Origin of the sequence: Lelliottia sp. F153 (assembly GCF_002870005.1) — a bacterium.
Classification (GTDB): Bacteria; Pseudomonadota; Gammaproteobacteria; order Enterobacterales; family Enterobacteriaceae; genus Enterobacter; species Enterobacter nimipressuralis.
This window is the reverse complement of sequence record NZ_PKFT01000003.1, coordinates 225,194-246,102: the sequence shown is the minus strand read 5'-3', so window position 1 is coordinate 246,102 and position 20,909 is coordinate 225,194. Positions and strand designations below refer to the sequence as shown.

At 55.1% G+C, this 20,909-nt stretch carries 21 protein-coding genes and 3 tRNA genes; 14 read left to right on the top strand and 10 right to left on the bottom strand.

The annotated features are described in order from the left end of the window. The first annotated feature begins 252 nt into the window (after positions 1 to 252). Positions 253 to 1,596 (top strand): PTS sugar transporter subunit IIC, encoded by a 1,344-nt coding sequence (locus F153LOC_RS10875; RefSeq protein ID WP_100777747.1) that lies wholly within the window; start codon positions 253 to 255, stop codon positions 1,594 to 1,596. Positions 1,597 to 1,679: 83 nt separating this feature from the next. On the opposite strand, the gene fhuF is transcribed toward F153LOC_RS10875, so the two are convergent. Continuing rightward, positions 1,680 to 2,468, bottom strand: coding sequence for a siderophore-iron reductase FhuF (gene fhuF, locus F153LOC_RS10870; protein ID WP_102104537.1), 789 nt, complete (start codon positions 2,466 to 2,468; stop codon positions 1,680 to 1,682). 98 nt (positions 2,469 to 2,566) lie between these two features. Continuing rightward, positions 2,567 to 3,631: a GGDEF domain-containing protein gene (locus F153LOC_RS10865; RefSeq protein WP_102104538.1), complete on the bottom strand. Its 1,065-nt coding sequence runs from the start codon at positions 3,629 to 3,631 to the stop codon at positions 2,567 to 2,569. A 216-nt stretch (positions 3,632 to 3,847) separates the two neighbouring features. On the opposite strand from F153LOC_RS10865, the gene F153LOC_RS10860 reads away from it, so the two are divergent. Next, on the top strand, positions 3,848 to 4,117 hold the full coding sequence (locus tag F153LOC_RS10860) for a DUF1435 domain-containing protein (RefSeq protein WP_102104539.1): 270 nt from the start codon (positions 3,848 to 3,850) through the stop codon (positions 4,115 to 4,117). A 42-nt stretch (positions 4,118 to 4,159) separates the two neighbouring features. On the opposite strand, the gene F153LOC_RS10855 is transcribed toward F153LOC_RS10860, so the two are convergent. The 4 genes from F153LOC_RS10855 to rsmC form a co-directional block, all read right to left on the bottom strand. Further along, positions 4,160 to 4,246 (bottom strand) — tRNA-Leu (locus F153LOC_RS10855). 33 nt (positions 4,247 to 4,279) lie between these two features. Next, positions 4,280 to 4,366: transfer RNA gene (locus F153LOC_RS10850), tRNA-Leu, on the bottom strand. Positions 4,367 to 4,395: 29 nt separating this feature from the next. After that, positions 4,396 to 4,482, bottom strand: a tRNA-Leu gene (locus tag F153LOC_RS10845). A 156-nt stretch (positions 4,483 to 4,638) separates the two neighbouring features. Beyond that, positions 4,639 to 5,667: a 16S rRNA (guanine(1207)-N(2))-methyltransferase RsmC gene (gene rsmC, locus F153LOC_RS10840; protein WP_102104540.1), complete on the bottom strand. Its 1,029-nt coding sequence runs from the start codon at positions 5,665 to 5,667 to the stop codon at positions 4,639 to 4,641. Between the two features lie 102 nt (positions 5,668 to 5,769). Between rsmC and F153LOC_RS10835 the strand changes: the two genes are divergently transcribed. The 8 genes from F153LOC_RS10835 (at position 5,770) to F153LOC_RS10800 (ending at position 12,114) form a co-directional block, all read left to right on the top strand. Beyond that, the gene (locus tag F153LOC_RS10835) at positions 5,770 to 6,183 is read left to right on the top strand and encodes a DNA polymerase III subunit psi (RefSeq protein ID WP_100777743.1); all 414 of its coding nucleotides are present in this window, start codon (positions 5,770 to 5,772) and stop codon (positions 6,181 to 6,183) included. Continuing rightward, positions 6,152 to 6,595: a ribosomal protein S18-alanine N-acetyltransferase gene (gene rimI, locus F153LOC_RS10830; RefSeq protein WP_102104541.1), complete on the top strand. Its 444-nt coding sequence runs from the start codon at positions 6,152 to 6,154 to the stop codon at positions 6,593 to 6,595. The genes F153LOC_RS10835 and rimI overlap by 32 nt, the downstream gene beginning before the upstream one ends. A 17-nt stretch (positions 6,596 to 6,612) precedes the next feature. Continuing rightward, complete coding sequence (gene yjjG, locus F153LOC_RS10825; protein WP_100777741.1) at positions 6,613 to 7,290, top strand: pyrimidine 5'-nucleotidase; 678 nt, start codon at positions 6,613 to 6,615, stop codon at positions 7,288 to 7,290. A 91-nt stretch (positions 7,291 to 7,381) separates the two neighbouring features. Next, complete coding sequence (gene prfC, locus F153LOC_RS10820; RefSeq protein ID WP_102104542.1) at positions 7,382 to 8,971, top strand: peptide chain release factor 3; 1,590 nt, start codon at positions 7,382 to 7,384, stop codon at positions 8,969 to 8,971. A gap of 305 nt (positions 8,972 to 9,276) precedes the next feature. After that, positions 9,277 to 9,894, top strand: coding sequence for a molecular chaperone OsmY (gene osmY, locus F153LOC_RS10815; RefSeq protein ID WP_102104543.1), 618 nt, complete (start codon positions 9,277 to 9,279; stop codon positions 9,892 to 9,894). Between the two features lie 83 nt (positions 9,895 to 9,977). After that, entirely contained in the window at positions 9,978 to 10,139 is a 162-nt protein-coding gene (locus tag F153LOC_RS10810) for a DUF1328 domain-containing protein (protein WP_002887716.1), read from the top strand. 143 nt (positions 10,140 to 10,282) lie between these two features. Next, positions 10,283 to 11,335: a patatin family protein gene (locus F153LOC_RS10805; RefSeq protein ID WP_102104544.1), complete on the top strand. Its 1,053-nt coding sequence runs from the start codon at positions 10,283 to 10,285 to the stop codon at positions 11,333 to 11,335. Further along, a complete protein-coding gene (locus F153LOC_RS10800) occupies positions 11,332 to 12,114 on the top strand; it encodes a TatD family hydrolase (protein ID WP_102104545.1) in 783 nt (260 codons plus the stop codon). The genes F153LOC_RS10805 and F153LOC_RS10800 overlap by 4 nt, the downstream gene beginning before the upstream one ends. On the opposite strand, the gene F153LOC_RS10795 is transcribed toward F153LOC_RS10800, so the two are convergent. Both F153LOC_RS10795 and F153LOC_RS10790 read right to left on the bottom strand, forming a co-directional pair. Next, positions 12,109 to 12,969, bottom strand: coding sequence for a YjjW family glycine radical enzyme activase (locus tag F153LOC_RS10795; RefSeq protein ID WP_102104546.1), 861 nt, complete (start codon positions 12,967 to 12,969; stop codon positions 12,109 to 12,111). The two genes, F153LOC_RS10800 and F153LOC_RS10795, sit on opposite strands and share 6 nt — an antisense overlap. Continuing rightward, positions 12,944 to 14,491: a YjjI family glycine radical enzyme gene (locus F153LOC_RS10790; RefSeq protein WP_102104547.1), complete on the bottom strand. Its 1,548-nt coding sequence runs from the start codon at positions 14,489 to 14,491 to the stop codon at positions 12,944 to 12,946. The genes F153LOC_RS10795 and F153LOC_RS10790 overlap by 26 nt, the downstream gene beginning before the upstream one ends. 261 nt (positions 14,492 to 14,752) lie before the next feature. Here F153LOC_RS10790 and deoC point away from each other — a divergent pair, with 261 nt between their 5' ends. From deoC to deoD, 4 genes are all read left to right on the top strand, one after another. Continuing rightward, entirely contained in the window at positions 14,753 to 15,532 is a 780-nt protein-coding gene (gene deoC, locus F153LOC_RS10785; RefSeq protein WP_103947176.1) for a deoxyribose-phosphate aldolase, read from the top strand. A gap of 162 nt (positions 15,533 to 15,694) precedes the next feature. Continuing rightward, a complete protein-coding gene (gene deoA / locus F153LOC_RS10780) occupies positions 15,695 to 17,017 on the top strand; it encodes a thymidine phosphorylase (protein WP_102104548.1) in 1,323 nt (440 codons plus the stop codon). Positions 17,018 to 17,077: 60 nt separating this feature from the next. Next, positions 17,078 to 18,301, top strand: coding sequence for a phosphopentomutase (deoB, locus tag F153LOC_RS10775; protein ID WP_100777731.1), 1,224 nt, complete (start codon positions 17,078 to 17,080; stop codon positions 18,299 to 18,301). Between the two features lie 103 nt (positions 18,302 to 18,404). Beyond that, positions 18,405 to 19,127, top strand: a complete 723-nt coding sequence (gene deoD / locus F153LOC_RS10770; protein WP_100777730.1) for a purine-nucleoside phosphorylase — start codon at positions 18,405 to 18,407, stop codon at positions 19,125 to 19,127. Between the two features lie 70 nt (positions 19,128 to 19,197). Here the strand turns inward: deoD and lplA are convergent, their stop codons facing one another. Beyond that, positions 19,198 to 20,214, bottom strand: coding sequence for a lipoate--protein ligase LplA (gene lplA, locus F153LOC_RS10765; RefSeq protein WP_102104549.1), 1,017 nt, complete (start codon positions 20,212 to 20,214; stop codon positions 19,198 to 19,200). A gap of 38 nt (positions 20,215 to 20,252) precedes the next feature. After that, positions 20,253 to 20,897 (bottom strand): YtjB family periplasmic protein, encoded by a 645-nt coding sequence (locus tag F153LOC_RS10760; protein ID WP_100777728.1) that lies wholly within the window; start codon positions 20,895 to 20,897, stop codon positions 20,253 to 20,255. Positions 20,898 to 20,909 lie beyond the last annotated feature (12 nt).

Here is a 20,909-nt window from a genome sequence, read left to right as displayed (position 1 = left end):
ATTCTGTTCACTCGTTTTCTGGATCGCCTTCACATTCACGGAAACCGGTTACAGTAACCGGTTGCAGAGTGTGATGGAGAGATTAATACTGACGATGTAACTTCCCCTGTATCCAATAATAAGAGTCGAATATGAAACCAATTTGTCCGAGCGGTACCGCTGGTACACGAACCAGCAAGGTGGTGACAATGATGTATGGATCACCGTGTGGCGCGTCTGCGTCCAAACTGAACGTCTGACAGGAGCCTCACTATGTCTGCCAACCATGCTGCGTTTAATCTTATTTTCCGGTTCGTTGAAAACTATGTCAGCCCCGTCGCCGGGCGTATCTCCTCCCAGCGCCACGTGATGGCGATTCGTGACGGATTTATTTCCGCGATGCCCTTTATGATTGTCGGCTCCTTCTTGCTGGTGTTTGCTTACCCGCCTTTCTCACCGGACACTACATGGGGCTTTGCCCGTGCGTGGCTGGATATGGCGAAGCAGTTCGAAGGGCAGATCCTGACCCCGTTCGATATGACCATGGGAATCATGTCGATCTACATCTGTGCGGCTATCGCCTACAACCTGGGTAAGCACTATGTTAAGTCGCATCAGCTCGACCCGTTCATGTGCGCGATGCTGTCGCTGATGGCATTTTTACTGGTTGCTGCACCGAAAACCAAAGGGGCGATGCCGGTCGATAGCCTGGGCGGGACCGGGATCTTTACTGCGATTCTGGTGGCCGTGTACTGCGTGGAGATGATGCGTTTCCTGAAGGCACACAATATTGGCATTCGTCTGCCGGACCAGGTGCCACCGATGATCAAAAACTCATTTGATCTGCTGATCCCGGTGCTGGTCGTGGTACTTACGCTTTATCCCCTGAGCCTGTTTATTCAGTCTCAGTTCGACATGCTGATCCCTCAGGCGATTATGTCGATCTTTAAACCGCTGGTGTCGGCGGCGGATTCTCTGCCTGCAATTCTGCTGGCTGTGTTGATTGGTCACTTGCTGTGGTTTGCTGGGATCCACGGCGCTGCGATTGTGTCAGGCATGCTGCAGATGTTCTGGCTGACTAATCTGGGCATGAACCAGACCGCGCTGGCTCAGGGTGCGCCACTGCCGCATATCTTTATGGAAGCGTTCTGGACCTTCTTTATCGTCATCGGTGGCTCGGGCGCCACGATGGGGCTGGTGATCTGCTATCTGCGCAGCCGTTCCGCACACCTGCGATCCATTGGCCGTTTAAGCGTTGTACCAAGCTTCTTTAACATTAACGAACCAGTAATTTTCGGTACGCCAATCGTGATGAACCCTGTGTTCTTCATTCCATTCCTGCTGGCACCGATGGTTAACGCGGTGCTCGCATGGGCCGCCATGAAGCTGGATCTGATTGGACGCGTGATTTCTGTGGTGCCGTGGACCGCTCCGGCCCCTGTGGGTGCTGCGTGGGCGTTGGGCTGGGACTTCCGTGCGGCGGTGCTGGTCATCCTGCTGGCGCTGGTCTCTGCCATCATCTACTACCCGTTCTTTAAAGTGTACGAGAAGCAGTTGCTGGAGCAGGAAGCCGAAGAAGCACAGCGTGCTGAAGAAGATAGCCAGCAGGTGGCTTAATCAAAAAGCAAAACGGCAACTTCGGTTGCCGTTTTTGTATTTGCATTTTCCCCCCCGTTAAAAGAGGGCAGCCTGTAAAGATATTACTTCAGCGTACAATCACCACACTGCTGAACATCCGGCAGGCGATAGCGCTGGCAGCAGGTCCGACGGACCAGTAATCCGTCACGCGGAACCACGGTGCGGAACAACGGATTATCCTGGCCATCTGAAAGCTGTTTGGCAAAGAAACAGGACTGACGCAGTGCCTCGACGGTCTCATCGCCCAGCACCGCTTTCATCTCGGTCAGATACCAGTGAATGAGATACCCGGTATTACTCCAGATAAGCTTCCCGTTGATATCGCCAGTCTCTTCCAGCGCATTTACCACTGGAATGAGCGCCTGTTTCACCAGCGTTTCCATACGCTCCTGCGCGGACAACACCGTCGTATTCCGATCCTCATGGACGTCAATCCAGAAGCAGGCCGCGCGGCCGGTTTCATGAAACTCGACGAAGAAATGCTCCGGGGAAAGGTCCAGCGCGGCGTCCTGCGTTAACAGGGCTATCATCAGCGGAGGCACCATCAGCCCGATGTACCATTGCGCCCACAGGGAGAGTAACGGTTTATTTTCTCGCGCAAGATTAGGCTGGTTTCGATAGATATGATCGGAGTAGACCGCGAGCAAAGAGTGCATTTCTGCCGGGCGAGACCACTGCGCCAGCGTCATGGCCTGGTGCGGATGGGGTTCATCCAGCTTGATGAAATCGAGCAGGTAAGCGCGATGTTCGGCGATGGTTTCCCGTACGGAATCCGCAAGCGTTGAACGCCCGGCGCCAGGAGGGGCTAGCCAGATGACAGGATCAACGATTTGTGCGGAACGAGTAGCCATAGGAGAATAGGATACAAATCTAAATGATAATGATTGCCAATCCTAGCTATAGAGCAAACCGATCGCAAGCCTTTTGTCGGTAAAGCGGGAGGTGGGGCTTATCCTGCCTGGAGTTCAGGGCTTAAGAGGATATTGTTGCGGCCCATGTGCTTGGCTTCGTAGAGCGCTTTATCCGCTTTTTCGAGCGCCGCTTCGATATCCTCTGATTCATAAATCGCAATGCCAATACTGATGGTGACGTTGGTCGCCACGCTCTCATTAAACATATGCGGGATCTTCAGGTCGTAGACCTTCTGGCGAATACGTTCGGCGGTCTGGCGCGCCTGATCGAGCGTGACGCTGGTCAGCAGCACCATAAACTCTTCCCCGCCAAAACGGGCGACGATATCGCGCGAGCGCACGGCGTCGCGGATCGCAGCGGAAACCCGAATCAGCGCCTGATCGCCCATCATATGGCCGTAGTGGTCGTTATAGGCCTTGAAATGATCGATATCCAGCAGCAGAACGAAATGTTCTCCCTGCTCAAGCGTAGGCAGATTCTCCAGCCGACTTTGCAGGCCACGGCGGTTATACAGGCCGGTCAGCGGATCCATCATGCTCAGATCGTTAAGCGTTTCCCGCTCCTCAAGCAGTCGGTACAGCAAGTCCTGAGCAAAACGGTCGTTACGTCTTTGAATCACGTGATGGATTGCAATCCCAATCATCGGCAGCGCGAGGGAGTAAACGATGCGTGGCCAGTACTCGGGAGGGCAAAACCACAGACAGACCAGAAAAGTCGGCAGTGAGTGGATAGTAAACGCTTTGATATCACTGGCAAACGCCAGCGAGCCGATAAACAGGACGCTTAACAGGGCCAGCAGCAGGAAGGTATAAGGATCCTGCGTGACCAGCATAAACTTCCAGGCGATGTGCCAGGCCCAAATTCCACCAAAGATGAATGAAATCAGCGGAATATTGATCTGCCGGGTTTTATTCTTCCAGTGCCAGACCAGCAGCGACAGGCTGAGCGTGAAAATGAGCGCGACAGGCAGGGTCAGCGTATGCACGCTGTATAAGGGATTGAACACAGTAAAAAGTGCTGACACGGCGTTCAGGAATAAAAATAAACGTAAAGATAACTGATATTTCTTGTGACGTAATGAACGCCAGGATTGTGCTGTCATGTCGGTATATTTTTAGTAATTCTGAATTAAATCAAACTAATGGCTGCCGATGTGAATGAAATACTGCGCAATAATCAGGGACTAAAATATCAGAAATTTATTATAAATAGTTAACAGGTGTGCAATTTATCACCTTACTCATTTCCTGTCATTACGGGAAAGGTAAAGGTTGCCGGATTGTATCGGCCAGTGCTGACAAATGAGAAAACCTATCATATGATATTGGTTATCATTATCGTATTGAGAGAGAAAAACATGTTGAGCAAGGCGCTGGGAAGTGGATGGGGTGTGTTGCTGCCGGGGATCGTCATCGCTGGGCTGACATTTGCCGATCTCTCATTGGACGTCTGGAAAGCGATTATCGTGTCGGGTCTGCTGGTGACATCAGGAATGATTTGGCATAAGCAGTTGCGTCATTTCGTTCTGCTGCCGTCATGCGTCGCGCTGATCAGTGGGATGCTGGTAATAATGATGAGTTTGAAATAAAGGGAAATGACAGGGAGTTAATCAGGGGGGAGATAAGATAAGTGGTGCGAAGAGGGGGACTTGAACCCCCACGTCCGTAAGAACACTAACACCTGAAGCTAGCGCGTCTACCAATTCCGCCACCTTCGCACTGTTATCTTATTCTTGTTGATATTGCCTCGTTGGTGCGAGGGGGGGGACTTGAACCCCCACGTCCGTTAAGACACTAACACCTGAAGCTAGCGCGTCTACCAATTCCGCCACCGTCGCCCGGTGAGAACAATATCAAACATGGTTTGTGGTGCGAGGGGAGGGACTTGAACCCTCACGTCCGTAAAGACACTAACACCTGAAGCTAGCGCGTCTACCAATTCCGCCACCGTCGCATACCATCAATACTTAAAAAGTATCGCAACCACGGAGGCGCATTCTAGATGTTTTCAGCTTTCCGTCAACAGATAATTGCCCAGGATGTTTTGATTGCTGCAAAAATCGGCATTTGTATAGCCCGGAGCGCGATGCGCAGCCGGGCTGGCGGCAAATTACTTCTTCGCCTGACGTGTCATAACTGTACGATAAACTTTAAAGCGACCGGTCTGCGCCAGCACTTCATGGAAGCCGAAAATCTCATCCAGAAGGTTAGGATAAGGCAGGAAGGCGTTGGCCACGATGCGCAGCTCACCGCCGCTGTTGAGGTGACGTACCGCACCACGAATCAGCGTTTGTGCCGCTTCAAGGCTGGTTTCCATGCCGTCGTGGAATGGCGGGTTGGAGATAATCATATCGAAACGCCCTGTCACCTCTGAGAACACGTTGCTGGCGAAAACGTCGCCTTCGAGCTCATTGGCGGCAAGGGTGGCACGGCTGGCTTCGACGGCTGGCGCGCTCACGTCGCACAGGGTAAGACGCACTTTCGGGGAGTGGGTGGCGAGCACGGCAGACAACACGCCTGCGCCGCAGCCAACATCCAACACTTTGCCTTTGGTGTGCGGCGTAAAGGTGGAGAGCAGCAACTGGCTGCCCACATCCAGACCGTCGCGGCTAAAGACGCCCGGCAGCGTTTTGATTGTCAGCCCTTCGAGCTGATATTCGCCCCAGGCTTTTTCGGCATCAAACTCAGGCTGTTTTTCCAGACGACCGTGGTACAAACCGCAGCGACGCGCGCTGTCGATTTTGTTCAGCGTCGCGTATTCCGCCAGCATCTGCTCGGCGCTACGCACGCCGCTGCGGTTCTCGCCGACGACGAAAATGTCGCAGCCAACCGGCAGCATGGAGAGCAGGTTCATCAGCTGGAACTGCGCTTCAGGTTTGTTCTTTGGCCAGTAGTAGATCAGCGTATCGCAGTCGGCGATATCGCTTTGCTCCGCCACCAGGCTGAAGCGCACGCGATCTTCCATCTGACGGCTTAACACCTGCCAGTGATGGAATTGCTGGGTATGGGCGCGGCTTTCGGCGCATTCGAAACGGGCAGGCAGATCGTCCTGCATATCTCCGGCAAACAGAATACGGCTTTCTTCGAAATCATCACTGTGACGCAGCAAGACTTCACTTGCCGGGGTAAATGCAGACATGAATTGTTCCTCAATAAACTCAGCCGGGGATTATAGTAGTTTGTTGGCGGATATACGACGAATTTGCTATATTTGCGCGCCTGACAGACAGGAGTTTTCCCTATGACATCCCGACGTGACTGGCAGTTACAGCAACTGGGCATCACCCAGTGGTCTCTGCGTCGCCCGACGGCGTTGCAGGGTGAAATCGCTATCTCCATTCCGGCACACGTTCGTCTGGTCATGGTGGCTGAAGAGCTGCCCTCGCTCACTGAGACGCTGGTCAGCGACGTTCTGCGTACGCTGAAAGTGAGCGCCGATCAGGTGTTACAGCTGACGCCCGAGCGCGTGGCGATGCTGCCGCCGGAGAGCCGCTGCAATAGCTGGCGGCTTGGCGTTGCGGATGAGACTCCCCTTGAGGGCGGCCAGCTGCTTACGCCGCCACTGGAAGAATTGAAAGCAAACCCAAAGGCGCGAAGCGCGCTATGGCAACAAATCTGTGAATATGAACACGATTTCTTCCCTCACGACGTCTGATCTGGCATCAGCGTTCGCGATCGAGACGCGCGCCCATGCCTTTCCATGGAGCGAAAAAACATTCGCCAGCAATCAGGGCGAGCGCTATCTGAATTTCCATCTGGATGTCGATGGCGAAATGGCGGCATTTGCCATTACGCAGGTCGTGCTGGATGAAGCGACGCTGTTTAACATTGCCGTCGATCCCGCATACCAGCGCCGTGGCCTGGCCCGGGAACTGCTGGAACATGTAATACGCGAGCTGGAGACACGTGATGTCTTCACGCTGTGGCTGGAGGTTCGCGCCTCCAATGCGGCCGCCATCGCACTCTACGAAAGCTTAGGCTTTAACGAGGCGACGATTCGCCGTAATTATTACCCGACTGCCGAGGGACGCGAAGACGCCATCATCATGGCGCTGCCGCTTGGATAACAAATAAGGTTGTAACGATGAAATGGGACTGGATTTTCTTTGACGCCGACGAAACGCTGTTTACGTTTGATTCGTTTGGCGGCCTACAGCGGATGTTTTTAGACTATAGCGTCACCTTTACCGCAGAAGATTTTCAGGACTATCAGGCGGTGAACAAACCGCTTTGGGTGGATTACCAGAACGGTGCCATCTCGGCGTTACAGCTCCAGCATCAGCGTTTTCAGGGCTGGTCCGAGCGTCTGAATGTCTCTCCCGGTGCGCTGAACGAGGCTTTTCTCAACGCGATGGCGGAGATTTGCGCACCGCTGCCTGGGGCGATTTCCCTGCTTAATGCCCTTAAAGGCAAAGTGAAGCTCGGGATCATCACCAATGGCTTTACCGCCCTGCAGCAGATCCGCCTTGAACGCACGGGCCTGCGCGATCATTTCGACGCGCTGGTGATCTCTGAACAGGTAGGCGTGCCAAAACCCGATCCGCGTATTTTTGACTATGCGCTGGAAAAAGCCGGCCATCCCGCACGTGAGCGCGTGCTGATGGTCGGAGACACCGCCGAGTCGGATATTCTGGGCGGGATGAAGTCCGGGCTGGCAACCTGCTGGCTGAACGCACACGGTCGCGCGCTGCCTGAAGGCATCGAACCGACCTGGACCGTATCGTCATTGAACGAACTGGAGCAACTCCTGTGTAAACAATGATTGCCTGCCCCCCATTGATGGGTAAAATAGCCGCAATTTCGTATTCCATGATGCGTGGCCTGCTGCCGCGCTTATATAAGAAGATTTGATTATGACGTTGTCTCCTTATCTGCAAGAGGTGGCGAAGCGCCGTACTTTTGCCATTATTTCTCACCCGGATGCCGGTAAAACGACCATCACCGAAAAGGTACTGCTGTTCGGACAGGCGATTCAGACCGCCGGTACGGTAAAAGGCCGTGGCTCCAGCCAGCACGCCAAATCGGACTGGATGGAGATGGAAAAGCAGCGTGGTATTTCCATTACCACCTCCGTGATGCAATTCCCGTATCACGACTGCCTGGTGAACCTGCTCGACACCCCAGGCCACGAAGACTTCTCCGAAGATACCTACCGTACCCTGACGGCGGTTGACTGCTGTCTGATGGTCATCGACGCTGCGAAAGGGGTAGAAGATCGTACCCGTAAGCTGATGGAAGTCACCCGTCTGCGCGATACGCCGATCCTGACCTTCATGAACAAACTCGACCGTGACATCCGCGATCCGATGGAAGTGATGGACGAAGTGGAGCGCGAGCTGAAAATCGCCTGTGCGCCAATTACCTGGCCGATCGGCTGCGGTAAGCTGTTCAAGGGTGTTTACCACCTCTATAAAGATGAAGTGTATCTGTACCAGACCGGTAAAGGTCACACCATCCAGGACGTGCGTATCGTAAAAGGTCTGGATAACCCGGATCTGGACGTGGCGGTGGGCGAAGAGCTGGCCTCTCAGCTGCGCGATGAGCTGGAGCTGGTTAAAGGCGCTTCTCACGAGTTTGACAAAGAGCTGTTCCTGGCCGGGGAAATCACGCCGGTATTCTTCGGTACCGCACTGGGTAACTTTGGTGTGGATCATATGCTCGACGGTCTGGTGGAGTGGGCGCCGCAGCCGATGCCGCGCAAAACTGACTCCCGTCTGGTCGAAGCCGCAGAAGAGAAATTCACCGGCTTCGTCTTTAAGATTCAGGCCAACATGGACCCGAAACACCGCGACCGCGTGGCCTTCCTGCGTGTGGTTTCCGGTAAGTATGAAAAGGGCATGAAGCTGCGCCAGGTGCGTATCGGGAAAGATGTTGTGATTTCCGACGCGCTGACCTTTATGGCGGGCGACCGTTCACACGTTGAAGAAGCCTATCCGGGCGACATCATCGGCTTGCATAACCACGGCACCATTCAGATCGGCGACACCTTCACCCAGGGTGAAATGATGAAGTTTACCGGTATCCCGAACTTCGCGCCGGAACTGTTCCGTCGTATCCGTCTGAAAGATCCGCTGAAGCAAAAGCAGCTGCTCAAAGGTCTGGTCCAGCTCTCCGAAGAGGGCGCGGTGCAGGTCTTCCGTCCAATTGCCAACAACGATCTGATCGTGGGCGCGGTCGGTGTGCTGCAGTTCGACGTGGTCGTTGCGCGTCTGAAGAGCGAGTACAATGTGGAAGCGATCTACGAATCGGTGAACGTGGCGACGGCGCGCTGGGTCGAGTGTGCTGACGTGAAGAAATTCGAAGAGTTCAAACGTAAGAACGAAATCCAGCTGGCACTGGATGGCGGCGATAACCTGACGTACATCGCTCCAACCATGGTTAACCTGAATCTGACCCAGGAACGCTATCCTGACGTTCAGTTCCGCAAAACCCGCGAGCACTAATCCTTTCTCAGAGCACGGCGCCCGCCGTGCTCTTCTTAAACTCCAGCCTTATTAATCCCTTGCGGAATGTTCTTAATTCAACGCGATTTTAGCGTTATTGCTCGTTTTTTGCCCGATTCTGAAAGCGGCTTTGTCAATGTGATCTATATTTAACTCAGTGTTTAACACCGGGCGCGGATGATAGTCCTGTTCAATGCGTGTTCATGAGTCTCTCATCCCGGCCGTGTGTTTATTCGCAAGATTAAAAACTAGTATGAAGGGATGTTTTGACGCTCAACTTCCGAGCAAACTACAGGAATACATCGATGAATATGACAAGACTTAAGATTTCTAAAACTCTGCTGGCAGTCACTCTGGGTGGCCTCCTGGTAAGTGGTTCTGCCCTGGCAGAAAGCACTACTACGGATAAGGCGCAATCCACCGCGGACAGCGCAGGGCAAAAAATCGATAGCTCTATGAATAAAGTCGGTAATTTCATGGATGACAGCTCTATCACAGCAAAAGTGAAAGCGGCTCTGGTGGATGATGAAAACATCAAGAGCACCGACATTTCCGTAAAAACTGACAAAAAAGTGGTCACCCTGAGTGGCTTCGTGGAAAGCCAGGCGCAGGCTGAACAAGCCGTCACCGTGGCGAAAGGCGTTGAAGGCGTCACCTCAGTCAGCGACAAACTGCACGTGCGTGATGCTAAAGACGCGTCTGTGAAAGGCTATGCAGGCGACACCGCAACCACCAGCGAAATCAAAGCTAAACTATTAGCAGATGACATCGTACCGTCTCGTAAAGTGAAAGTTGAAACCACCGACGGTGTGGTCCAGCTCTCCGGTACGGTTGATTCCCAGGCGCAGGTGGAACGCGCCGAAACTATCGCTAAAGCCGTCGATGGCGTTAAAAGCGTCAAAAACGATCTGAAAGCGAAATAAGAACGACTTTTGGACACAACGCTTGTGAGCACCTGAGCGCTCACATATAGCGGCTGATATTAACTATGGTAAAGGAGAGTTTTATGTTTCGTTGGGGCATTATATTTCTGGTTATCGCGTTAATTGCCGCCGCTCTGGGCTTTGGTGGTCTGGCGGGTACAGCGGCCGGCGCGGCGAAAATTGTTTTCGTTGTCGGTATTATCCTGTTCCTGGTCAGCCTGTTTACCGGACGCCGTCGTCCCTAGATAAGCGTAATCAGCCCGTCGGAAAACATCGCCGACAACACCACACTAAAAGCCAGTCCTTGCGACTGGCTTTTTCTGGTTTGAGTCATAGGGGCAGTTTGCGCTACTGTGTAATAACAGAAGAATAAAAAACAGGTGTTGCAGTGGGGCAGAGAATTCCGGTTACGCTCGGCAATATCGCGCCGTTGGCGTTAAAACCCTTTCGCGTCGGCCGGCTGGCGCTGGTATGCGAAGGCGGTGGGCAGCGAGGCATCTTCACGGCCGGGGTGCTGGATGAATTCATGCGCGCGCAATTTAACCCCTTCGATCTCTTCTTTGGCACGTCCGCCGGGGCGCAAAACCTCTCTGCCTACGTCTGTAACCAGCCCGGTTACGCCCGCAAAGTGATCATGCGCTACACCACTTCTCGCGATTTCTTCAATCCGCTGCGCTTTGTACGCGGCGGAAATCTCATCGATCTGGACTGGCTCTTAGACTCCACTTCCAGCCAGATGCCGCTGGCGATGGACACCGCTTCTCGCCTTTTTGATACGGGAAAAGAGTTCTGGATGTGCGCCAGCCGGGGCGATGACTACACGCCGGGCTACTTCTCACCGCAAAAAGAGAACTGGCTGGATATTCTGCGTGCATCCAGCGCAATTCCTGGCTTCTACCGGACCGCAGCAGCCCTCGACGGCATCAACTATCTGGACGGTGGGATCAGCGACGCCGTCCCCGTTCAGGAAGCCGCCCGCCGTGGCGCGCAAACTATCGTGGTGATCCGCACCGTGCCGTCGCAGATGTACTACACCCCGCAGTGGTTTAAGCGCATGGAAAAATGGCTGGGGGACAGTAGCCTGCAGCCGCTGGTGAACATCGCTCATCAGCATGAAGCCAGCTACAGCGCAATGCAGCGGTTTATCGAAAAGCCGCCGGGCAAGCTGAAAATCTTTGAAATCTATCCGCCGAAACCCCTTAACAGCATGGCGCTGGGCAGTCGCATACCTGCGCTGCGCGATGACTATAAAACCGGGCGTCTGTGCGCTCGCTATTTCCTGGCAACGGTGGGGAAACTGCTGGCCGAAAATCCGCCTATTTATCGGCATAAGCGCATCATCACGCCACCGGCGATTGTGGCAAACGACGCCCTGACGATGCCGCTGGTGGATGCCCCGCAGGCGAACGATACGACCTTTGATAACGAGGATCTGGCGTGACTTTTCGCTTTGTCGACACCCATTGCCACTTTGATTTTCCGCCGTTTACCAGCAACGAAGCGCAAAGTATCGCGCAGGCAGCGAAGGCGGGTGTGCAGGCAATTATCGTGCCTGCCATCGAAGCGGCAAATTTTGAACGGGTGCTCGATTTGGCCCGCAGCCACACGGCACTCTACGCCGCGCTGGGCCTGCATCCCATTGTGGTGGAAACGCATCAGGATGCGCATCTTGACCAGCTGGAAGCCTGTATTCTCACCGCCGGAAACAAGCTGGTGGCGATCGGTGAGATCGGTCTCGATCTCTATCGTGACGATCCGCAATTCGACCGCCAGCAGGCGCTTTTGGATGCGCAGCTAAAACTGGCAAAACGTCACGATCTGCCGGTGATCCTCCACTCGAGACGCACTCATGACAAACTGGCGATGCATATCAAACGCGCCGATCTGCCGCGAACCGGCGTAGTGCACGGTTTTTCCGGAAGCCTGCAACAGGCGCAACGTTTTATCGAGCTGGGCTACAAAATTGGCGTCGGCGGCACAATCACCTATCCGCGCGCCAGTAAAACCCGCGACGTGATGGCGCAGTTGCCCCTGTCATCCCTGCTGCTGGAAACTGACGCGCCGGACATGCCGCTGAATGGTTTTCAGGGCCAGCCGAATCGCCCGGAGCAGGCGGCGCGCGTCTTTACGACGCTGTGTGAATTACGTGCTGAGCCGGCAGAAACCCTCGCCGATGCGCTGCTGCAAAACACGGAAGATCTGTTTGGCATCACCCTATAAATAGAGCGCCGGGCGGATCACCGCGATCCTCTGTTTCTCCAGCGCGCAGGCCAGAGGTTCTACATCCTCCGCCGTGGCGCTGCGCCAGCTGGCCGCCTCGCCGTACACCCCGTGGGCGTGAAAAGCGTTGATCCTGACAGGCACATCGCCGAGAGCGTGAATAAAGGCGATCAGCGACTCCAGATGTTTCAGATAATCACAATGATCCGGGATCACCAGCAGCCTCAGTTCCGTTAAACGCTGATGGTGTGCCAGCCAGCGAATGCTGTGTTTGATCTGCGGATTTTCGCGCCCGGTCAGGAAACGGTGGTGCTCGTTGTTCCAGGCTTTCAGATCCAGCATGGCGCCATCAAAAAACGGCAGCAGCTTTTGCCAGCCGGTTTCACTCAGCAGCCCGTTGCTGTCTACCAGACAGGTTAAATGCTTCAGGGAGGCGTCCGCTTTGATGGCGCGAAATAGCGCCACCACAAACGGCAGCTGGGTAGTGGCTTCGCCGCCGCTGACGGTTATGCCTTCAATAAAGGGCGCGACGTTGCGAATCTGCCCGAGGATTTCCTCTACGCTGAAACGCTGCGCCATCGGGGTGGCCTGTTGCGGGCAGACGTGCAAACAGGTGTCGCATTTTTGACAGATACTCTCCTGCCACCAGACGCGCCCGGCCTGAATGTTCAGGGCGTCGTGCGGACAGTGAAGCACGCAGTCGCCGCAATCGTTGCAGCGGCCAATGGTCCACGGATTGTGGCAGGTTTTGCAGCGCAGGTTACACCCCTGCAGGAACAGCGCCAGGCGGCTGCCCGGCCCGTCCACGCAGGAGAAGGGGATAACCTGACTAACTAAAGCGCATCTGCTGTTCATGGCTTATCACGCGCGGCTGACGTTCAAGGATACGTGTATTGCGTGCGGCCTCTTCGCCAAGCCAGGTGGTGTTGGTACGAGAGCCTTCCGCGCGGTATTTCTCCAGATCCGACAGGCGCACCATATACCCGGTCACACGCACCAGATCGTTCCCGGCCACGTTGGCCGTGAATTCGCGCATCCCGGCGTTAAACGCCCCAAGACACAGTTGAACCACGGCCTGCGGGTTACGCTTGATGGTTTCGTCCAGCGTCAGAATATCACTGATGCCCGAATGATAATGTTTGTGATGCGGCGCGACGGCCAGCAGATGGCTAATCGGATCCGGCTCATCGCCATACGGCAGACGCGCACCCGGCGTAGTACCCGCGTCAGAGCTGATTCCGGACTGGGCATGCAGCATGGCGCGCTGCTTCCAGCCGTGTTTCACCGGCGTATTTTCGACAAATTCCGCAAGCTGTTCGCTAATGCGATAGCCCAGCGCATTGGCCTGCTCATCCTTGCCGTAACGCGCGTTCAGCCCGGCTTTCTCGCACAGGGTATTCACCGCTTCGGCCAGACCGTACATGCCAAACATCGGCACAAAACGATCCGCATCAATCAGCCCCTCTTTTACCAGGAAGCTATTCTCAAAGAAGCCGGATTGCTCATACAGGAAATCACAGCGTGCATCGATAATCGCGATCTGCTGCTGGCAGTAGTGCGGTAGCGTGCGGGTAAAGAAATCGTCCACTGATTCACTGCTCTCGGCAATAGCCTTGAGGTTGAGGCGAACCAGGGTACTGCCACCGCCCGCCAGCGGCAGGGAGTTGTAACAACTCACTACGCCATAACGGCCTTTTGTGAAAATTTTATCATTCACCGGACCGTTGGAAATATGCGGTTTACTGCATTCGCAAATATTTTTCGCCACGCTTAGCAGCAAATCATCAGGGGTGATTTCCGGGTCGTAAATAAAGGTGAGATTCGGTGCGACCTGCTTCAGCTCTGCATCGGCGCGTAAAATAGCGCGGGTGACTGGGGTATCCGCAGGGCCGATGTTGGCGTGCATAAACGCGTCTGGCAGAGTTCTGTCGAGATAACGCCAGAAACGTTTTATTCGGCTATCAATTTCTTCTTGTGTTAGAATTCTAACATAGGGTTGCAGCAACGCGTCGAGATGGCCGAGAAACACCGGCATCGATGTGACGGATGGAACATGGTGGTAGAGGATAGTGAGTAACGACAGGGCGTCATCGAGATCTTTCGCCCCTTCCAGCTCTAACCACTCTGAGCCGTTTGCCAGGAATTTAGCGTAGTCCGGCAGAACGTAGCGCGGTTTGAAGGGCGCATGGCCTTCAAACATATCGCAGATGAAACCCTCGTCCAGAGCCGCACGCGCGGCCTGTGACAGCGCGGGGTAGGGCAGATTGTTTTCCGCTTCCAGCGCCAGGAAATGACGTTTTTGCTCGGCTGTCAGTACCGGGCTTGTCACAATTTGCTGGCAACGTTGTTGCAAAGCATCGAGACCGGAGGTGGACATGTTCGCTTCCTTTTATTCTGCGGTTGATGGGCAGATTGTAGGAACTCATCATGCGAAACCATTTGATCCGACGCGGGTGATTGCTGTTTTAGCCAGCAGCCTGAGGACTAAAGTTTGAAGTTGATCTCATTACAGTAATGCAAATTTGTACGCAGTTTTCATTAACTGTGATGAATGTCGAAGTGTGAATGCGGGTGAATGTTAGAATACTCACAGACCCGCACGGTGAAAATTTATACGGCGAAGCCGTTGGAGAATGTTATGACCGATTTAACCGCAAGCAGCCTGCGCGCGTTGAAACTGATGGACCTGACCACCCTGAACGATGACGACACCAATGAAAAAGTGATCGCATTGTGCCATCAGGCGAAAACGCCAGTGGGCAATACCGCTGCCATCTGCATCTATCCGCGTTTTATCCCGATTGCACGTAAGACGCTGAACGCGCAGGGCACGCCTGACGTGCGTATCGCTACCGTCACCAACTTCCCGCACGGCAATGACGACATCGACATTGCGCTGGCTGAAACCCGCGCGGCGATTGCCTACGGTGCTGATGAAGTTGACGTGGTGTTCCCATACCGTGCGCTGATCGCCGGCAACGAGCAGGTCGGTTTTGACCTGGTGAAAGCCTGTAAGGACGCTTGTGCGGCGGCGAACGTGCTGCTGAAAGTGATTATCGAAACGGGCGAGCTGAAAGAAGAAGCGCTGATTCGTAAAGCATCTGAAATCTCCATCAAAGCGGGTGCGGATTTCATTAAAACTTCTACCGGTAAAGTGCCGGTCAATGCAACGCCAGAAAGCGCTCGCATCATGATGGAAGTGATTCGCGACATGGGCGTGTCTAAAACCGTTGGTTTCAAACCTGCGGGCGGCGTGCGTACTGCAGAGGACGCGCAGCAGTTCCTGGCCATCGCTGACGACCTGTTTGGCGCCGACTGGGCGGATTCCCGTCACTACCGCTTCGGCGCATCCAGCCTGCTGGCAAGCCTGCTGAAAGCGCTGGGTCACGGCGACGGTAAGAGCGCCAGCAGCTACTAATTACTCGTCATAATCAGGCTGCACTTTCACCCCAGTCTCTTACTTGTGTAGGCGCCTGGGGGGCACTTTCTTGCCGCCCTCCGGCAGCTCGAATTATGTAGAGTAATATTATTATCGCGGCGGGTTTACCGCCGCATTTAACCTGATTCCCCGGGGGTTACCGTGTTTCTCGCACAAGAAATTATTCGTAAAAAACGTGATGGTCATGCATTAAGCGACGAAGAGATCCGCTTCTTTATCAACGGTATTCGTGACAACACCATCTCTGAAGGGCAGATTGCCGCCCTGGCGATGACCATTTTCTTCCACGATATGGCGATGCCGGAACGTGTCTCGCTGACCATGGCGATGCGGGATTCAGGAACCGTTCTGGACTGGAAAAGCCTTAACCTCAACGGCCCGATTGTGGATAAACACTCCACGGGCGGCGTGGGCGATGTCACTTCCCTGATGCTCGGCCCAATGGTCGCCGCATGTGGGGGCTATATCCCGATGATCTCCGGGCGCGGCCTGGGGCATACGGGCGGTACGCTCGACAAACTGGAAGCCATTCCGGGCTTCGATATCTTCCCGGATGACCAGCGCTTCCGCGAAATTATTAAAGACGTTGGTGTGGCGATTATCGGCCAGACCAGCTCTCTCGCGCCGGCAGATAAACGTTTTTACGCCACCCGCGATATCACCGCGACAGTGGATTCCATTCCGCTGATCACCGCCTCGATCCTCGCCAAAAAGCTGGCAGAAGGTCTGGATGCCCTGGTGATGGATGTGAAAGTGGGTAGCGGCGCGTTTATGCCGACCTATGAACTCTCTGCGGCACTGGCCGAAGCGATCGTTGGCGTCTCCAACGGTGCGGGCGTGCGCACGACAGCGCTGCTCACCGACATGAACCAGGTGCTGGCCTCCAGCGCGGGTAACGCCGTCGAAGTGCGCGAAGCCGTGCAGTTCCTGACCGGCGAATACCGCAATCCGCGTCTGTTCGACGTCACGATGGCGCTGTGCGTTGAGATGCTGATCTCCGGTAAGCTCGCCAAAGACGACGCCGACGCGCGCGCGAAACTGCAGGCAGTGCTGGATAACGGCAAAGCGGCAGAGATCTTCGGTCGCATGGTGGCTGCGCAAAAAGGTCCAACCGATTTCGTCGAAAACTACGCGAAATACCTGCCGACCGCGACGCTCAGCAAAGCGGTTTACGCCGATGCGGAAGGTTTTGTCTCCGCCATGGACACCCGTGCGCTGGGCATGGCCGTGGTATCGATGGGCGGCGGACGCCGTCAGGCATCGGACACGATTGATTACAGCGTCGGCTTTACCGATATGACCCGTCTGGGTGACAGCGTTGACGGGCAGCGTCCGCTGGCAGTCATCCATGCCAAAGACGAAGCCAGCTGGCAGGAAGCAGCGAAAGCGGTGAAAGCGGCCATTAAACTTGACGACACAGCTCCCGAAACCACACCAACCGTCTATCGTCGTATCACCGAATAGCGGTATACTGATCTGATCGGTTTTTTATGAATTTTTGAAGCACATAAGTACGGAGAACATATGAAACGTGCATTTATTATGGTGCTGGACTCATTCGGCATCGGCGCTACAGAAGATGCAGACCGCTTTGGTGATGTCGGTTCCGACACCATGGGCCATATCGCAGAAGCGTGTGCGAAAGGCGAAGCGAACAATGGCCGTCAGGGCCCACTGACTCTGCCAAACCTGACTCGCCTGGGTCTGGTGAAGGCGCATGAAGGTTCGACTGGTAAAGTGGCGGCCGGTATGGACGCTAACGCAGAAGTGATCGGCGCATACGCCTGGGCGCACGAGCTTTCCTCAGGTAAAGACACCCCGTCTGGTCACTGGGAAATTGCCGGTGTACCGGTTCTGTTCGACTGGGGCTATTTCTCCGATCACGAAAACAGCTTCCCGCAGAAGCTGCTGGACAAGCTGGTTGAGCGCGGCAATCTGCCGGGTTACCTCGGTAACTGCCACTCCTCCGGTACGGTGATTCTGGATCAGCTCGGCGAAGAGCACATGAAAACCGGCAAGCCGATTTTCTACACCTCCGCTGACTCCGTGTTCCAGATTGCCTGTCACGAAGAGACCTTCGGCCTGGATCGTCTGTACGAGCTGTGCGAAATCGCGCGTGAAGAGCTGACCGAAGGCGGCTACAACATTGGCCGCGTAATTGCTCGTCCGTTTATCGGCGACAAACCAGGCAACTTCCAGCGTACCGGCAACCGTCACGATCTGGCCGTAGAACCGCCAGCACCGACCGTGTTGCAGAAACTGGTTGATGAGAAAGCGGGCGAAGTGGTTTCTGTCGGTAAAATCGCAGACATCTACGCCAACTGCGGCATCACCAAAAAAGTGAAAGCCACCGGTCTGGACGCGCTGTTCGACGCCACCATCAAAGAGATGAAAGAAGCGGGCGACAAGACTATCGTCTTCACCAACTTCGTAGACTTCGACTCCTCCTGGGGCCACCGTCGCGACGTCGCCGGTTATGCTGCCGGTCTGGAACTGTTTGACCGCCGTCTGCCGGAGCTGCTGGAGCTGGTGGGGGAAGATGACATTATCATCCTCACCGCTGACCACGGCTGCGACCCAACCTGGACCGGTACCGACCACACCCGCGAGCATATTCCTGTGCTGGTGTACGGACCGAAAGTGAAACCAGGATCGCTGGGCCACCGCGAAACCTTCGCGGATATCGGCCAGACCATTGCGAGCTACTTCGGTACTTCGCCAATGGACTACGGCAAAAACATGCTGTGATGCACATGCCCGGCAGCACTGCGCTCGCCGGGCCTACGATTTAGTAGATCGGGTCAGGCGCAGCAGCCGCCCGACAAAACGACAATTTTAAAAGGATCTGAAGATGGCTACCCCACACATTAATGCAGAAATGGGCGATTTCGCGGACGTAGTGTTGATGCCGGGTGACCCGCTGCGCGCGAAGCACATTGCGGAAACCTTCCTCGAAGACGTACGTGAAGTGAACAACGTGCGTGGCATGCTGGGCTTCACGGGTACTTACAAAGGCCGCAAAATCTCTGTGATGGGTCACGGTATGGGTATCCCGTCCTGCTCCATCTACACCAAAGAGCTGATCACCGATTTCGGCGTGAAGAAAATCATCCGCGTCGGCTCTTGCGGTGCAGTGCGTATGGACGTGAAACTGCGTGACGTCGTCATCGGTATGGGTGCTTGCACCGATTCCAAAGTCAACCGTATGCGTTTCAAAGACCACGACTTTGCAGCCATCGCTGACTTCGGTATGGTGCGTAACGCGGTGGATGCGGCGAAAGCGCTGGGCGTTGATGCGCGCGTCGGTAACATCTTCTCTGCTGACCTGTTCTATGCACCGGACGGCGGCGAAATGTTCGACGTAATGGAAAAATACGGCATCCTGGGCGTGGAAATGGAAGCGGCGGGCATCTACGGCGTAGCGGCTGAGTTTGGTGCGAAAGCGCTGACCATCTGCACCGTGTCTGACCACATCCGTACCCACGAGCAGACCACTGCCGCTGAGCGTCAGACCACCTTCAACGACATGATCAAAATCGCGCTGGAATCCGTTCTGCTGGGCGATAAAGAGTAAGTCTGTTTGCCGGGTGGCTTCTCCGCCTTACCCGGCCTGCAATGTTAAAGCCCGCTTGCGGGCTTTTCTGTCACCGCACCGCTTTCGCTATCCACGCCGACAGCTCCCGCAACTCTTTTTCCTGCTCCGGGAACTCGCCTAACAGCGCGTCACACGCTTGCTGCAGACTCTCCGCGCGATACAAACATCCCTGCAAACGGGCCGCCAGCGCTTCCAGCGGGGCCGGATTGAGGCTATCGGTAAACACCTGCGTGCGCGTGATAATGCCCCGTTCAACGTCGAAATGCAGCTCTACGCCGCCCCAGATGAAACGCTCGTCCAGCAGATGCGAGAACGCCGGCGCCTGACCGAAGTTCCACTCCCAGCTACTTTGTCGGGCAAAGGTTTCGGCGAAGTTGGGCAAATCCGGCGCTTTGTCCGGGGAGATCACTTCCGCTTCGGCGCGCTCGCCATAATGTTCGAAAAACGCCTCACGAATTGCCGCGCAAACCTGCTCATGGGTAATGCCTGGCAGCAGCTCCACCAGATTCGCCACGCGACCGCGCACCGAGGTAATCCCCTTGGCCTGCAGCTTTTTCTTGTCGGGATTGAGATAGTTCGCCAGACGGCTCAAGTCAGCGTTAAGCAGTAAAGTGCCGTGATGAAAACCGCGATCTTTGGTTTCCCGATAGGCCGAGCCGGAAACTTTACGGTCACCTTCAGGGGTTTTGACCACCAGATCGTTTCGCCCGGAGGCTTCTGCTGTCACGCCGAGGGCGTTCAGGGCATTGAGCACAATCGCGGTGGAGATGGTTTTATCGTACTCCGGTTTCCCGGCCATAAAGGTAAAGCAGGTATTGCCGAGGTCATGGAATACCGCGCCGCCGCCGCTGCTGCGACGGGCCAGACGCACATTATCCTCTTCCATGCGCCGGGTGTTGCACTCTTTCCATGGGTTCTGCGCGCGGCCAATGACTACCGTATCGGCGTTGCGCCAGAGGAACAGGACGCGCTGTGTGGCAGGCATCTGGCGGAAGATGCACTCTTCCACCGCGAGGTTGAACCAGGGATCGTAAGAGTCAGAGATAAGCAGGCGTAGTGTCGTCATGGCAGATTTCCTTTCCGAATCGTCCACCCACTTTACCATTAATCCTTCTTCTCGCTCTCTTCCTCTTCCGGCACCGATTTACTGGCCGTCAGCAGGAAAGGCGATTGCTGCCAGCGCGTGCGTTTGCCCTGCAAAAGCGTGCGCGTTAACACGACGCCAATCGCCAGCGAAAGGAGTAACATCAGGCGTAGAATATTCGTGGTGTTATCCACCTGCTTGGCTTCGGTCGGCAGGGTATGGGTGTCGAGGGTCAGACGCAGGTAGCCCAGCGGGCCATTCTTGCCCTGAATCGGCTCGATAATTTGCTGATTGAAATAGCCGCCGGCCTTTTTGCCGTCGAGCGCCAGACGGTCGCGCACGTCAACGTGCTCACCGGCGCGGGCAATCAGATCGCCCTGTTCGTCGTAGACGCCCGCATCCAGAATACGGCTGTTTTCCGTAATCTGACGCAGTATTTGGGCGATGCGTTTATCGTCCGGCGTCTCGGTGCGCATTGCGGGCGCAACGCTCAGGGTGACCTGACGCGCCAGGGTTCGCGCCAGCTCTTCGAACTGCGGATTACGTTGTCGTTGATGATTCTGGCTAAACCAGGATGCCCCTTGCATCAGCGCCACCAGAAGCGCGAGGCAGGACAGGACAATCACTGCACGATGAAGCCGGAATTTCAGTTTTGCGCGAGCCATATTCCACCTGCT

Excerpts from the sequence above, each read along its gene's own strand:
- F153LOC_RS10875 (WP_100777747.1), top strand. The coding sequence starts at position 253 with ATGTCTGCCAACCATGCTGCGTTTAATCTTATTTTCCGGTTCGTTGAA.
- fhuF (WP_102104537.1), bottom strand. The coding sequence starts at position 2,468 with ATGGCTACTCGTTCCGCACAAATCGTTGATCCTGTCATCTGGCTAGCC.
- F153LOC_RS10865 (WP_102104538.1), bottom strand. The coding sequence starts at position 3,631 with ATGACAGCACAATCCTGGCGTTCATTACGTCACAAGAAATATCAGTTA.
- F153LOC_RS10860 (WP_102104539.1), top strand. The coding sequence starts at position 3,848 with ATGATATTGGTTATCATTATCGTATTGAGAGAGAAAAACATGTTGAGC.
- rsmC (WP_102104540.1), bottom strand. The coding sequence starts at position 5,667 with ATGTCTGCATTTACCCCGGCAAGTGAAGTCTTGCTGCGTCACAGTGAT.
- F153LOC_RS10835 (WP_100777743.1), top strand. The coding sequence starts at position 5,770 with ATGACATCCCGACGTGACTGGCAGTTACAGCAACTGGGCATCACCCAG.
- rimI (WP_102104541.1), top strand. The coding sequence starts at position 6,152 with ATGAACACGATTTCTTCCCTCACGACGTCTGATCTGGCATCAGCGTTC.
- yjjG (WP_100777741.1), top strand. The coding sequence starts at position 6,613 with ATGAAATGGGACTGGATTTTCTTTGACGCCGACGAAACGCTGTTTACG.
- prfC (WP_102104542.1), top strand. The coding sequence starts at position 7,382 with ATGACGTTGTCTCCTTATCTGCAAGAGGTGGCGAAGCGCCGTACTTTT.
- osmY (WP_102104543.1), top strand. The coding sequence starts at position 9,277 with ATGAATATGACAAGACTTAAGATTTCTAAAACTCTGCTGGCAGTCACT.
- F153LOC_RS10810 (WP_002887716.1), top strand. The coding sequence starts at position 9,978 with ATGTTTCGTTGGGGCATTATATTTCTGGTTATCGCGTTAATTGCCGCC.
- F153LOC_RS10795 (WP_102104546.1), bottom strand. The coding sequence starts at position 12,969 with ATGAACAGCAGATGCGCTTTAGTTAGTCAGGTTATCCCCTTCTCCTGC.
- F153LOC_RS10790 (WP_102104547.1), bottom strand. The coding sequence starts at position 14,491 with ATGTCCACCTCCGGTCTCGATGCTTTGCAACAACGTTGCCAGCAAATT.
- deoC (WP_103947176.1), top strand. The coding sequence starts at position 14,753 with ATGACCGATTTAACCGCAAGCAGCCTGCGCGCGTTGAAACTGATGGAC.
- deoB (WP_100777731.1), top strand. The coding sequence starts at position 17,078 with ATGAAACGTGCATTTATTATGGTGCTGGACTCATTCGGCATCGGCGCT.
- deoD (WP_100777730.1), top strand. The coding sequence starts at position 18,405 with ATGGCTACCCCACACATTAATGCAGAAATGGGCGATTTCGCGGACGTA.
- lplA (WP_102104549.1), bottom strand. The coding sequence starts at position 20,214 with ATGACGACACTACGCCTGCTTATCTCTGACTCTTACGATCCCTGGTTC.
- F153LOC_RS10760 (WP_100777728.1), bottom strand. The coding sequence starts at position 20,897 with ATGGCTCGCGCAAAACTGAAATTCCGGCTTCATCGTGCAGTGATTGTC.